The following is a 13,817-nucleotide window of genomic DNA, read 5'->3' on the forward strand; positions in this document are numbered from 1 at the left end:
CGACTGGGTCGTACTGTCAGCACGCCGCTCGAGGCTCCCGCTCGAGTCCGTTACGGTGGGACCGCGACTTACGCCTGCCCTGTTCGTCGGATCGATCGCGCTTCCGGGGCGCACAGGAGTCGACATCGAGGCCGCTCGAATCGGTGTCCATCCATCGTATACGGTGTCGACATCGGACCGACGGCGAGACGGCTGGTTCGCGCTTTTCGTGACACCGGCGGCCGTCGAAGCCGGACTCGAGTCGACCGCTGACATCGGGCGGCGATCATCGAGATGCGGACGACGGGGCGGGTGTTGTACAGTCTCACGCGAGGGTGACGGCGAAGCCGTCGGATCCGACGACGGAACCGGTCGATCGATGAGCGGCGGCGGCGCGGACTCGCCGCGGGCTGGCTCCTGGCGTACAGCCGATGTCACGTCCGACGTCGTCTCGGTCGGCCGGCGCGAGACGCGTAGCGATGGCGTCTCGCGTTCGAGCGACTCGCTGTGGCTCGAGGAGCCGCTTCTCGAAACGGTCGAGTCGAAACCGGTCGCCGAGCGCCGACGCCCGGAACCGTCGGAGTCGGACAGAGTCCGCCGAGCGATCGCGTCCGCCCACGTGACACGTGTCGCGAGCGTCCCCGGTCGGGTCGGCTGTCGCCGTCCGGTCCTGCCAGTCGATTGCCGTGGCCGGTCGTCGTCGACCGGTCCCGATCGACCGGGCATCGGCCCCGACTTCGCTCCGGAGGTACTCGGCGCGTCACCGTTCGAGCGAGCAGCGGCACCCGCCTCAACGTCGCCTCGCCGGTGCGCTCGCTCCGACGAACGGATTCCGTCCCGTCGTTCGGGACCGTCGTGCTCGCGAGACGCCGTCTGGGCGCGATCCGATGTCCGTGACCCGTAAGGCTGTGATCGCCTGTCGGACCGAAATACACGTTCTGCCGGCGATTGGGTGGCCGAGTCGGATACCGGTCCAACCGAATCGTCGGACTGTGAACCACGGCCCGACCGACCGGACTGCGTGAGATACGTGAACGCATCCTCGTGATGGTCCGGCCGGGCGAACGGTGATGGCGAGACGATCGATAGCTCCGGGTCGTCCACCGACTCGCCGTCAGGCGGAGCGACGGCAGGCGAGAGAAACGACAACTCGATCGGACTCCGTTTCCGCGCAATCCGGATGCCGAATCCGCCCGCCAGTCGGTCGGGCGTCAACGTCGCGATGGATGCGACGCTGGAGCGGAGGCGAGCAACCCCTGGCCGGTCGTCCGACTCACCCGCCGTCGACGTACCTGCGCCCGTCGAGCGACCAGTCACGCTGATCTCCCGCAGCGCCGTCTCGCACTCGAGGTCGTCAGTTGTCTTCATCACGGTTCGTCGAACCGCTGCTCGTACTCATCGATGGCCGATTCATCTTCCCCTCCCACCACGATACCGGTGTCCACGCTCTTATTGAGATATTATAAGAGGATCACTTAATGGTTTTGACGCCGCGTAATACAAAATTAGAACTCATCATACTGGACTGGTAACGGTTCGTGACTACGCCCTCGAGTCGCCGATCGGGATCGATCTCCAACTCGGCGTCCGACTGAGGCCTCATGCCGACCTCTGCACCGCCGTTTTGTGTTCGACAGTATCATTTATAACTGGCCAAGCCCCGTTACTTGCGAACCGGTCGGGACAAAGGCAAGACGAAGCGCTGTCGCCAACACCGGTCCGGGAGAGACAGACCGCAAGTGCGTTCATTCGGTCGTCGGTTACTCGAGCGCCAGCGCCCAGTCGATGGCAGCCTCGGGATCGTGATAGGGTTGGAGGGAATCGAGGGTCTGGTACATCATCGTGAACAAATCTCTTCCAGGGCCCTGCACGCGAGCGTATTCGGGTGGTCGTTGTCCCGTCTGAACGTAGGCGTCCCGAATCTGACACCGCAGGTGACGAACGAGGTACGACTGGAACTCCGCGAGCGAGCCCGGATCGTGCGGATGGACTTCGATCCCGACATCGGGTTCGCGATCGAACTCGAGGTCGCTGTTCTGGCGGTGGGTCTGCTCGCCGATCCGCCACTGAACAAGTACGTCCGAAACGGCGTCGATCCAAGCTTCCCCCAGTTCGGCGGATGAGCTGTCGACGGGTTCGGTACCGAGCGCCGAGAGCGCCCGATCGATCTCGCCGCTGGGTTCAGCGATAGCCTCGAGGACGATATCGAGACGGTCCTCGTTGAGGTTCTCGAGGATTCGCTGGAGATCGTCCCGATCCAGACCGAGGTATAGCTCTGTCGCGTAGAGGTAGTAGTTTTCCTTGGAGAGTCCCTCGGGCAGGTCAACCACCGGCTCCTGATCGGTCGACTCGCTTTTGAGTTGCTGGTAAAGATCGCCGAAATACCGCTCGAACTGCTCGCTCGAGAGGCTGGCGACGACGAACGCGGCGAGCGTGAGGCGGTCGGGGTTCTCGTTCGGCGGAAGCGTCTCGTAGCCCCGCTCGCGGTAGACGTAGTACCGGGCGAACTCCCGGGCTTGCATCACCGCTTTGCGCTCGGGGTCGGTTCGGTCGTCTGGGTGGTCTGGGTATTCATCCTGTTCATGTCCTGTTATCTTCCCATCTTCTTTTCGAACGTCCAAAATATGCTCGATATCGTTATTATCAAGAAGATTAACCCCGACTAATTCGTCGGTTTCGCCGGTGAGTACTGCTTTCATCTTTATACCTGACCTCCCTCACCGGCCTCAGTTGCCAAGCCCGTTATCCCATCGAGTTTACCGGCGAGATTACTGAGCAGTGTCTCGTTACTGGCGAGGTTTTTGGCTAGCGTTTCGTTCTGTGCGGCCTCTTTGGCGAACGCTTCGCTTTTCGCGACGGCACCGGTCATCTGTTCGACGATCTGCTCGGGCACTCCACCCTCGCCGCCGAAGACAGTATTAGCGGCAGTGGTGGTCACCAGCGCCGAGGCTGCAGCGGCACCGCCGGCGATCGCAGGGGCACCGCCGCTGGTTGCGATCGTTGCCGAAGCGGCGATTGCGCCGGCAAGTACACTCCGCAGACTCCCCTCTTTGAGCCCGTCGGTAACTCGCTGCATGAGTGAGTCCTCGTCGATGTCGAGGTCATCGGGATCGATACCCAACTCCTCGAGATCAACCTCATCGTCGCCGTACAGCTCCTCAGCGACCGACGGCCCGTGGTTCCAGTCCTTGCCCGCCCGCTGGATGTGCGTCTCGATCCCCTTCCGGTTGATCGTCACCGGCCCGTCGGCCAGCGCCTGCTGGGCCGCGTCCTCGGCTTCCCGTTCGAGTTGGGGATCAGGATCGATTTCTAACCCGCTGTCGTCTTGGGGCATCATGCTGATATCGGCCCCAGTCTGCTGGCGGACGTGCGCTAACTCGTGGGCGAGGATGTGCTGTCCCGCCGGCGATTCGGGATCGTACTCGCCGTGATTGAACGCGATGTGATTCCCGACAGTAAACGCCCGCGCGTTGATTTCCTCGCAGGCGTTCGCGGCGGTTGCGTCGGCGTGAATGCGCACGTCGCCGAACGAATCGCCCATCCGCTCTTCCATCGCCTGTTGAATGCCGTCGTCCAAGGGTTGCCCTGTCGACTGTATCACGTCTCGGACCGGATCTGGAACGCCCGCATCACCGGCCGGCTCCGTGGCAGCGGCGGCTTTCTCGCTTCGGAGTACGGACCGCTTGTTCTGTCGTTCGATATCGTCAGGGATAGCCTCGGGACGGGCGGCCTGGCGCTCGCGGAACGCCTCGGCCGCGTTCGGATCCCGCATGTCCTCGACGGTCATCCCCTCCTCGATCCACTCGTGGACGCGGATCGGATTCGACGCCTCGAGTCGTTGTAACTCGAACAGCGTCTCTTCGTTCGGAATCGACATCCCGTACTGCTCTTCCGCCTCCGCGAGCGGCATCCGTTGGGACCAGCCGCCGGCGTCAGACTCGTGGTCGGGCGACGACCGGACAGTCTCGCTCTGCTGGGATCGTCGGTCGGCGGTGGTCTCGGCGTCTCTTGCTGATCGAAACCCCATGTAAGACTCTTGGCACGGTATTTCCTCTCTCCGGGTATAAAAGTTGTCTAGAAAGAGTTTTTAAATAAAGGTCGAAATGGAGATACGTTCCGTCAGAACATGGTTGCTGATATATACACTCCGGGGGATGCAAACCGATGAGGTACGCCACGACGCAGGAACACCTCCTCGCCGAACTCGACCGCATCGATGCCATCCTCGAGGCCGCCGAGGACGCGGAGACCCCGGTCCCGCGGGACGAATCGTCGCCGACGGATGCTGCGACGCTTGCGGCCGAGCCGAGCGGATTGCCGCTGGCGCTTCCCGAACGGGACCGGGAGCGGATCGGCGAACTGACTGACGAAATCGATCGCAACTGTGTCGCGACTGGGGACGCGACGTTGCGGTTGCGCGTACTCGCCGATCGCTTCGATCTGTCGCGCCGACACCTCGACGTTCTCTTGCTGGCGCTTGCACCGCGGCTCGATACGTCCTATACTGCGCAGTACGAACGACTGCAGGAGGATCGGCTCCTCTCGAGGCTGACGGTCGTCCTCCTCGAGCGACTGTTCAGCCGGACGCCCGAGGAACGGCTCGCCGCGGGCGCGCTGGTGGCCAGCGAGTCCCCGCTCCGGCGACACGGCCTGCTCGAGGTCGTCTCGCCTCCCGACGGCGTCGCCACCGACCGCGGCCGGCAGTACGTCGTCGACGACCGCATCGTCGACTACCTCAAGGGCTACGACGGCCTCGATCCCGCACTCGAGACGGCGCTCGGCCGATACGCGGCCGACGACGCGGCGGTGCTGGAAACGCGCGAGATCGATCCCACGCTCGGCGTCGACGACCTCGTGATCGGCGACGACCTCGCCGACCGGCTCGCGTCGCTGCCGGCCGACGGAACTGGCCGGCGGTTTTATTTCTCCGGACCCGACGGAACCGAGAAGCACCGTGCTCTCGAGGCCGTCTGCTCGGCCGAGGAGTACCTTCGGGCCGACCTCGAGGCGGTCCTCGACGCCGGCGCGCTCGACGCGCTCGTCCGCGAGGCGAAACTGCTCGGGAAACCGCTGCAGTTGACCGCGGCCGGGGCGGCTACGTTCGACGCCCGCGAAGATGAGCGGTCGCTCGAGGCCGTGTTGGACCGCTTCGCGGCCGTCGAGATCGACCTCTTCGTCACCGGTGTGGCGGCCTGGACGCCCTCGGCGGTCATGGAGACGGAGATCGACGCCATCCTCGAGTTCCCCCGGTCGTCGCTGGCGCTCCGCCGACGGTTCTGGACCGCCCACGCTGACGACCTCCCCGACGACCTCGAACCCGAGGTACTGGCGGGGACGTTCGAACTCACGCACGGCCAGCTCGAGGCGGCGCTGTCGACGGCGCGGTCGCTGGCCGGTGGCGACGAGGTCACTGCCGAGGACGTCTACGAGGGCTGTCGCGCCCAGTCGGCCGACGGACTGGACGAACTCGCCCAGCAACTCGAGCCCGACAGCGACTGGGACGACATCCAGTTGCGAGACGACACCATGCACAAACTCGAGTTGGTGTGTGACCACGTCCGCCATCAGGGCCGGATCTACGGCGACTGGGGCTTCGAAGAGCAGTTCAGTCGCGGCACAGGCGTCGTCGCCCTGTTCAAAGGTGATTCGGGGACGGGGAAGACGATGGCCGCCGAGATTCTGGCCAACGACGTCGGGATGGACCTCTACAAGATCGATCTCTCGAGCGTCGTCTCGAAGTACATCGGCGAGACGGAAGAGAACCTAGAGCGGATCTTCGAGGAAGCCGAACACTCGAACGCGATCCTGCTGTTCGACGAGGCCGACGCCGTCTTCGGGGACCGCTCGCAGGTCTCGAGTGCGACTGACCGCTACGCCAACGTCGAGGTCAACTACCTGCTGCAGCGGGTCGAGGCCTACGACGGCGTGATCCTCATGACCACCAACTACGCCTCGAACATCGACTCGGCGTTTACCCGCCGGATCGACCACACGGTCACCTTCGAAATGCCCCACGAAGCGACCCGGGAACGCATCTGGAAGCACGTCTTCCCCGCGAACGCGCCCACGTGCGATATCGACTACGAGTTCCTCTCGTCGTTCGAGTTCACCGGCGGCCGCATCAAGACGATCGGCCAGACGGCCGCGATCCTCGCGGCCGGCGACGACGACGAAATCGGGATGTCCCACGTCGTCCGTGCAGTACAACTCGAGTACGAGAAGACCGGCCGCCTGCTCCAGCCCCCGCAGTTCGAACCGTACGACGACCACCTCCGCTTGGAGTGATCACTGATGCTTACAGCACCGCCGACCGATCCGACAGTACCATCCCGTTCGACAGCCAGCACCGATCCGGCTCGATCCTTGCCGGCGAATCGAACGCCACGAGTCCGGGCGACAGTCACGAGGTGGCAATCGTGACCTTTACCGCCGTTGCCGCGGTCAGCGAGACGCTATTGGAACTGTTCCAGAAACAGATCGAACAGCGCCGAAACGTCTCGTTCTCGCGCAGCGATGTCGCCCTGACCTCGCCCGAGACGGTCGACGCCGATTCGGGAGTCCGACTCGGACTGTTCCTGTATCACGTCACGCGCGACGAAAAAGCCGGGGCCGCCGCCCCCGAAATCGTCCAATCGACGAAACGCGATCCGCCGCTCCCACTCTCGTTACAGTACTTGCTGACCGCCTATCCGATGGACGACGAAGGGGAACAGGCCACGGGAACGCTCGCCCAACAGCGGACGCTCGGGTTGGCCATCCAACTCCTGCACGACAACTCGCGACTCGAGCCCGACGCGTGTGCGGCCGGCCTCGACCAGGAGCGACACCTCTCGATAACGGTCACGTCCGAACCCCTCGACCAACTGACGAACCTCTGGGCGCGATTCGGTGACGCGACCTACCACCCCTCGGTGACGTTCGAGGTCAGTCCGGTACTGGTCCAGTCGACGAACGAGGAGTCGGTTACGCGAATCGACGAACGCGAGACCGATCTTTCCCGACGACCCGACGAGCCCGAACGGCTGTGATCGGGGTCGGCGAGTGGATGACGCCGTCCCGGAACCGTCGGCTACTCCTGTGGCGTCGGGTCCGCACTCAACCCGATCGCCGACGGATTGGACGACCGAGTCGGATCGCGGTCCTCCGCGTCGTTGCCGCCCTTGAGAACGAATTGCTTGCCGGTCCGCGTGTAGACGATCGGGTGTTCCCGGCCCTGTTTGAGCGTGTATCCGAGCGGAAGCTCCATCGCCGCCTCGTTGGACTCGAGGAGGAACGCCTCCGGTACTTCGAAGGGGCGGCGCTCGCCGGGCTCGAGTGTCATCTCCAGGTCGAACTGATAGAGATCACGGTTCGTATCGCGGATCTTCGCCTGAGCCAGTTCGACGGGAGCAACGCCGTCGTTTTTGATCGTCAGCTCGCGGCCGGGGCGTGACTCCGGGCTCGAGACGCCGACGATTCTGAGATCGGTCCGATCGCTGATTCCGGACTCGTAGCGGTTGTAGACGAGAATCGTCGCGACCAGCCACAGGAAGCCGGCCAGGAGAGTCGTCTGGAGATGCGTGAGCGTGCCGTCGAACCAGGGGAGCCACGCGACCAGCGTGCGGAGTCCGAGACTGCCGAGGACGGCACCGGCGAAACCGACGATACCGGCCAGCGTCCGCGTCTGGAGGAGCTTGACCTGTGCGTAGCCGGCTTTGATGAGCACCGACTGGAACGCGGACGGCGAGTCATCGTCCGTGTCGGGTTCGCGGCGCTGGCGGAGCGTCAGCACGGTCGCGACCGGCCACGCGATCAGCGAGCCAGCGAGGACGAACGAGAGCGGAACCGAACCGGCGACGGCGGCGATGCCGAGTCCGACCGCGACTACTGCACCACAGCTCCCGCCGGCGATGGTCGCCTGTGCCCAGATCGAGAGCCGTTTCCACTGCTCCGTGATCGCGTCCTCGTAGTTTCGGTACAGTTTGTACCCGGCATAGACGAGTGCGACGAGGACGAACACCGTCACCAGCAGGAGGACTCGCGATGAAATCACCCAGCCGGTCACGGGAACCGACGACTGGGGAACGTAGTCGACGAGCCCCGTCACGACGGCCACGGCAGTGACGAGCAAGGCGACGATCAGCGCCGCCATCAATGGTCGAATAACCGGTGAGAGTTGTTTTCGAGCCGTCTTCGTGACCTTCGATGCGATGCGTCTCATGTCACCGGGTCACCCGTTTTCGGTCGGGAACGGCCGACTGTCGGCCGTCCGAGACCGGGCTGTACGTTATCCGCTCGGTCGATTTTGTTTCCGTTCTCTTATGCATATCTGTTGGATGATGTTTGTTAGATCCTATTAAAACGTAAGGGTAGTCGTGGGAAACGAGGGTCGAGATCAGGGAGCGCCACTCGACCGGTCGTCGCTCGAAATCGATCGGGCGACGACCGGTCGGTCGCTACGAGCACGTGATACGGCGGTTTGGCCCGTGCGGATCGATCACCGAGTGACGGGTTCGATCCACGCTTCCCGCCTGCTCGCGGTCGTGAGGTTCACTCCGGCATTCCCGACATCTTCGAGAACTGCTCGTATGCCAACTCGATGGATTCGATCGCCATTCCACGTTCGTTGCTCGCCAGATCCGGGCCCGACCATTTCGTCGGATACGCGTTCGCGAACTCCCATCCCCACTGGCTCTGTCCCTGGAACCCGTCTTTCACTTTGACGACGATGTTCTTCCGCGAGATCGTCCCGCTCATGACCGTCTGGATCCAGTCCCAGAAAGCCGTATTCGTCGTCAATCCCCGTTGGAGGACGAGGTTCGCGTGCGCGAACTGGCCGGGTAACTGGTGCACGTGATCGTTGACACCGCCCTCGCGGTACTGGACTGTTTCTAACTCCATCGTTATCCCGGCGACCTCGGCGAACCCGGCGACTGTCTCACCGTCTACCTCGACCTCGAAGTTGTACTGTGCGTAGGGATCGTCTTCCGTTGTGTATGGTGCCATCGTCTCAATACTGCGGTTATGACGGCATCCGTGAGGTAGATGCCGTGGTTACTCGGAGTCCGGCGGGTTTCGGAGTACGATACCGCCGCCGGCATCGTCACGTCCCCGGTCGCGACCGCGTCGACGGCCACGTGACCGATCGGACTGCGTGTCGTTCATTCGGTCGTTGATCCCGCTGATCTCTGTACACCAGCGCTGCCGTTCCCAATGAGGCATGTTCAACACCTCGTCGTGGCTCCACCCGAAATGATAGGCCACGAACGCAACCTCCTCGTAGAGGCGGTCCGGCTCGTACAGCCGGACTATTCCGCTGGATTTCCCGACTCGGGTTCCTCGCTTTCGGGCGATTCAGCGCTTGCCGTCCGCATATCAGCGGCTTCGAATCCGGGCGATTCGGCCGCCCCAACCCCGCCGAGGTCGCCCCCGGTACTGATGGGACCGGCATCGACGCCGGCGGACTCCATACCGCCGGCCGCTCCGTCGGTCGTCACGTGAGACCCGTTTTCCGCGTTGATTTCGAACGGCTCACCGCACTCGGGACAGGCCGTCTCGACGGCGTTTATTCCCTGATTGTTGATCCGTTCGTACAACGCCTGCAGGTACTCGAGGTCCGTAACGAACAACTCCTCGATAACGCTCGCATCGATCGTCTCGAGGTCGCCGAGTTCGGTGACGACCCGCGAAAGCAAGACGATGGTCAGATACGAGGAGTTCGATTGGACGCGGGGGTTTTGCAGCGGCTTGATCTCGTCGGCCGCCGTGGCGAGTCGCATTCGCCCCTCCTTGTGGAGCGTTCCCTCGTCGTCGACGTACCCCTGTGGGAGGGTGAACTCGAACTCGGTCTGGAGCGTGCCACCGGTCATGGATTGCCTCCGCTGTCGCAAGCGACGACGACGCGGTCGGCAAACGGGGCGGCATCACCGGTGTGAAGGACGCCCTCGTCGTCGACACGCCAGTCATCGTCGAACCGATGACGGGGAACGGTGAACGCCTCCGGAGACGAACCCGACAGTCGTGTCATACGTTCTTCCGTTCCATCTCGTCGAAGGTGACGACGTACTCTTCGGTAGCGAGGTTGCCCTGACCGCCACCGCCGTGGGAGTTGAGCGTCGGCGGGCGGTACTCCTTGATCCACGCCTTCGTGAACTCGAAGCGAAGCACCGAGTCGCCGACCTCGTTCATGATGATGACGGCGATGTTCTTCCGGCCACCGTCGTCCATTTTCCCCTGGTCGACGGACTTCCGCCAGTTGTAGAGTTCTTTATTTTTCTCGTTTGCACCCCGAACGAGAATGAGGTCGTCGTACTGGGTATCCCCCCAGAGCTTTCGATTGTGCGATGGATCGTTTCCTTCGCGGTACTCGACCTGCTCTGTTCGCATCGCTGGGAGTTCGACCTCGACGAATCCGGGAATGCCGACGCCGTCGAGTTCGACCTTGAATTCGGTTTGTCTGAGTGGTCCGTGTGAGTCTGGCATTATCGTAGTGATTGCGTAAAGATTGGTTGATCGTCAGATGCGATGTGGGCGGCGTTATTCGCCGGTGTCCTGGCTGATTCTGAACACGACGAACTCGGCCGGCTTGACCGGTGCGACGCCGATTTCAACGATGAGTCGACCGTTGTCGATGTCGTCCTGCGTCATCGTCTCCTCACCGCACTTGACGTAGAACGCCTCGTCGGCGGTGCTCCCCTGGAGACCGCCGTCTCGCCACACCGTCGTCAGGAAGTTCTCAGCGGACTGGCGCACGCGGGCCCACAGATCCTCGTCGTTCGGTTCGAAAACCGCCCACTGAGTCCCTTCGTCGATCGACTGTTCGATGTAGAGGAACAGTCGTCGCACGTTCACGTACTTCCAGGATGGATCGCTGGAGGTGGTCCGTGCGCCCCACAGCCGGATGCCGCGACCCTGGAAGCTTCGGATACAGTTGACTCCCTTCGGGTTGAGGATGTCCTGTTCGCCCTTCGTGATGTTGTGCTGGACGCCGAGAATGCCGCGCACGACTTCGTTCGCCGGTGCCTTGTGAACGCCGTGTTCCGCGTCGCTTCGTGCGAAGATGCCGGTGATATGGCCGCCCGGCGGGACGAGCTTCTTCCGGTTGGTGAACGGATCCTTCGTCTCGATCCACGGATAGTAGTAGGCGGCGTACGAGGAGTCGACGGGCGTCTCGATGTCCGAAATCGCACCCGCGTTCTGTGGTGCCTGTAGGATCGCGAACCGCTCGCCCATGTTCTCACAGTGGGCGACGAGTGCTTCGGTCAGCCCCTCGATATCGTTATGATCGGGGATACACATCAGGGAGACGCCGTCGAGTTCCCTGAACGCCGCGAGGCCCGTTCGCATCCCGGGCTTGTTGATACCCTCGTAATCGCTGAGAGCGACATCCTCGCTCCGGGGCTTCGACGACAGATCCGAGACGACATCGACCTCGACTTCCTTCTCGCCGGACTGGACCTTTTCGAGGTCCTCTAGAAGGTCCTCTCGAGACTGCGTGGCGTCGATATCGAACGGTTTGGCGATTCCCTGCAGTTCACTGTATTCCCGGTCGTCGAGCTCTTCCGGAACGTAGGCTGCGGTCTCGGATTCGGAGTCGAGTTGGATCAGGCCGCCGTCGGAGTACTCGTCGGGAACCTCGCGCGACAGCCACGAGAGACCCTCGGCAGGTCGTCCGGCATCCAGCTGTTCGAGATCCACGAGGACGGACCCCGGAATCTGTTTCTCGTAGAACTGGCTGGATTCGGGATCCGCCGACATGTCCTCGTAGACTTCTTCGATGTCGGGAGCCGGGTCGGGCTGATCGGAAGCCGGCTTGCTGACCTCCTCGATATCGCACGACCAGTATCGCAGCGTCAGTTTGAAATATTCGTTCTCTCCCTCCTCGTACAGCGGCCCGTCCTCGACGATCGCGGCGATGGAACACCCCCACGCGCCGGGACCGGTCGCCTCGACGGAGATGACGTCGGTTCGATCCTCGTCGACGAGGGTCGTCGTCGCGACATCAGTCGGCTCGGCGGCTGTGACGCGACCGACGTAACAGCGGCTCCCCCCGTTTTTGAAGAATCCGTCCACGGCAACGTCCAGATTCGAGGACTGTGGACTCGAGCCGAACGTTCGTTTGAATTCGGAAAAGCTCGTTACGAGCTTCGGTTCGACGGGACCCCGTTCCGTTTCACCGAGGAAGCCGGCAGTGCTAGTGCTGACTCCTTCGACGGATTTGGTTCCGCTGTCGACCTCTTCGACGTATACACCTGGTGATAGGTATTCTGGCATTTATTTCGCTCCTCCAGTTGCCCGGGTAGCAGTCCTGTATTTACAATCAGATAGTATAAAACTTATCCATCGGCTAACTCCGTGATCAGAACCGACTCAAAATATTATCCGATATTCTAGATTGGTACTGTCATATAGAATTCTAAATTGCCGGGTTTTAGACCCTTCATAACGCCGAAATAGTGTAATACCGCATGACGAAATCGGACCGAATTCGAGCCACAGCTGGCAGCCGGTCGCAGCCTCACCGACGCTCACTCGACGTCCGACCTCGCTAAATAGACATAATTAAATGGAATACCGGCGCAATAAACAACACTCACTACGCCATGGCCCAGGATCCGGACCACAGCGACGGGGAGAGGGGCGGTCTATCGCAGTTCCGGAAGAACCGGTTCTTCAGCGGAAAGCTGATGACGCCCCGCGATATGGAAGCGGACCAGGAGTATCACGCCGAGCGACTGCACACGCTCGCCCGGTTCGTGGTCGGCAGCGGGATCGTCCACGGACTCGCGGTACGATCGATCAACGAAACCGACGACGGGCTCGAGGTGACGATCGAGCCGGGGTTAGCGCTGGACGGACGCGGTCGTCCGATCGTCGTCGAGCAGGTGACGACGAAATCGCTGCCGCGTCCGTCGTCGGAGGAAATCTCGCTCTCGATCCAGTACGACGAGGTCTCGATGGAAACCGTTCCCGTCCCGAACACGGACGATGCCGTCGACGCGGAATCGACGTCGAACCGTATCGTCGAAGTTTTCGAACTCGCGTACCAAGAGGCGACCGATGATGGGAGCCGGTTCCGCGACGTCGACGTTCCGTCCGTCGAGACGGATACGGACGCGGAAACGGTACGGGAACGGCTGCTGAAACGCTATCACGACGAGCATCGATCGTCGATCCCGTCCGACGCGGATACGGCGGTGTTCCTCGGGTCCTTCGAACGGACGCCCGACGGCGTCTGGACGGAAGTGGACGATTCGGCCCCGCGGGAGTTCGTCTACGACCACGAGTTGCTCTTCGAGGCGATCATCGACCACATTACGGACACCGATAACCCACACCGGACACCGATCGAACGGGAACCACCAGATATCCCGGACGATATCGGGGCGATCACCGATCGGCTCGACGCCCTCGAGACGGAACTGGGCGGGCTCAAGCGGGACCAGACGGCGCTGACCCGGTATATCATGCGCAAGACGCTCAAGGACCGGGCGCGGTTCTTCGACGCGTTGGCCGATCGTATCGAGCAACAGACGAGCGAAGGGGGACGACTCGCCCGCGAGATCGCGGCGATCTCGCGTGCTGACGGCGAACGCATCTGTGAAAACGAGGAGGCCTACCGACATCACTTGCAACAGGTCCTCGAACATCTCATCGCACTCGGCGACGATCTCGAGGGCGCGACGACAGAAGGGAGCCTCGAACGGTACCTCGAGTCCGTCTCCGAGCTACAAGCGGCGCTCGAGGCCGACGACTCCGTCCTCGAGTTGGCCGAAGCTCAAGACCGGGTGTGTGAGGCCGCGGACTCGCTTGAAGTACTCGTCGAGATCGTCCCGGACGAATAGCGTCGATCGGCGAGC

At 62.5% G+C, this 13,817-nt stretch carries 12 protein-coding genes; 3 read left to right on the top strand and 9 right to left on the bottom strand.

What is annotated here, in order from left to right; all coding sequences use genetic code 11:
• Positions 1–1,739: 1,739 nt before the first annotated feature.
• Positions 1,740–2,678, bottom strand: coding sequence for a hypothetical protein (locus ALTAJ2_RS09120; RefSeq protein WP_049900564.1), 939 nt, complete (start codon positions 2,676–2,678; stop codon positions 1,740–1,742).
• A 2-nt stretch (positions 2,679–2,680) separates the two neighbouring features.
• A complete protein-coding gene (locus tag ALTAJ2_RS20050; RefSeq protein ID WP_081904733.1) occupies positions 2,681–4,006 on the bottom strand; it encodes an eCIS core domain-containing protein in 1,326 nt (441 codons plus the stop codon).
• Positions 4,007–4,143: 137 nt separating this feature from the next.
• Here ALTAJ2_RS20050 and ALTAJ2_RS09135 point away from each other — a divergent pair, with 137 nt between their 5' ends.
• Together ALTAJ2_RS09135 and ALTAJ2_RS09140 are read left to right on the top strand one after the other, a co-directional pair.
• Complete coding sequence (locus ALTAJ2_RS09135; protein ID WP_007109793.1) at positions 4,144–6,264, top strand: ATP-binding protein; 2,121 nt, start codon at positions 4,144–4,146, stop codon at positions 6,262–6,264.
• Entirely contained in the window at positions 6,261–7,007 is a 747-nt protein-coding gene (locus ALTAJ2_RS09140; RefSeq protein ID WP_007109794.1) for a DUF4255 domain-containing protein, read from the top strand. Before ALTAJ2_RS09135 ends, ALTAJ2_RS09140 begins: the two co-directional genes overlap by 4 nt.
• A 41-nt stretch (positions 7,008–7,048) precedes the next feature.
• Here ALTAJ2_RS09140 and ALTAJ2_RS09145 read toward each other — a convergent pair whose 3' ends face one another.
• From ALTAJ2_RS09145 to ALTAJ2_RS09165, 7 genes are all read right to left on the bottom strand, one after another.
• Positions 7,049–8,179 (bottom strand): hypothetical protein, encoded by a 1,131-nt coding sequence (locus ALTAJ2_RS09145; protein WP_239647721.1) that lies wholly within the window; start codon positions 8,177–8,179, stop codon positions 7,049–7,051.
• A 329-nt stretch (positions 8,180–8,508) separates the two neighbouring features.
• Complete coding sequence (locus tag ALTAJ2_RS09150; protein ID WP_007109796.1) at positions 8,509–8,964, bottom strand: phage tail protein; 456 nt, start codon at positions 8,962–8,964, stop codon at positions 8,509–8,511.
• Positions 8,965–9,012: 48 nt separating this feature from the next.
• Positions 9,013–9,270 carry a DUF6760 family protein gene (locus ALTAJ2_RS20055; protein WP_239647727.1) on the bottom strand — a complete coding sequence of 86 codons (258 nt, stop codon included), beginning with the start codon at positions 9,268–9,270 and terminating at the stop codon, positions 9,013–9,015.
• On the bottom strand, positions 9,267–9,827 hold the full coding sequence (locus tag ALTAJ2_RS09155) for a hypothetical protein (RefSeq protein WP_007109797.1): 561 nt from the start codon (positions 9,825–9,827) through the stop codon (positions 9,267–9,269). The genes ALTAJ2_RS20055 and ALTAJ2_RS09155 overlap by 4 nt, the downstream gene beginning before the upstream one ends.
• Positions 9,824–9,985, bottom strand: coding sequence for a hypothetical protein (locus tag ALTAJ2_RS19685; protein ID WP_165383988.1), 162 nt, complete (start codon positions 9,983–9,985; stop codon positions 9,824–9,826). The genes ALTAJ2_RS09155 and ALTAJ2_RS19685 overlap by 4 nt, the downstream gene beginning before the upstream one ends.
• Complete coding sequence (locus tag ALTAJ2_RS09160) at positions 9,982–10,440, bottom strand: phage tail protein (RefSeq protein WP_007109798.1); 459 nt, start codon at positions 10,438–10,440, stop codon at positions 9,982–9,984. Before ALTAJ2_RS09160 ends, ALTAJ2_RS19685 begins: the two co-directional genes overlap by 4 nt.
• A gap of 54 nt (positions 10,441–10,494) precedes the next feature.
• Positions 10,495–12,231 carry a phage tail sheath family protein gene (locus tag ALTAJ2_RS09165; RefSeq protein WP_007109799.1) on the bottom strand — a complete coding sequence of 579 codons (1,737 nt, stop codon included), beginning with the start codon at positions 12,229–12,231 and terminating at the stop codon, positions 10,495–10,497.
• 329 nt (positions 12,232–12,560) lie between these two features.
• Between ALTAJ2_RS09165 and ALTAJ2_RS09170 the strand changes: the two genes are divergently transcribed.
• Positions 12,561–13,802, top strand: coding sequence for a hypothetical protein (locus ALTAJ2_RS09170; RefSeq protein WP_007109800.1), 1,242 nt, complete (start codon positions 12,561–12,563; stop codon positions 13,800–13,802).
• Positions 13,803–13,817: the final 15 nt, after the last annotated feature.

Origin of the sequence: Natrinema altunense (assembly GCF_000731985.1) — an archaeon.
Classification (GTDB): domain Archaea; phylum Halobacteriota; class Halobacteria; order Halobacteriales; family Natrialbaceae; genus Natrinema; species Natrinema altunense.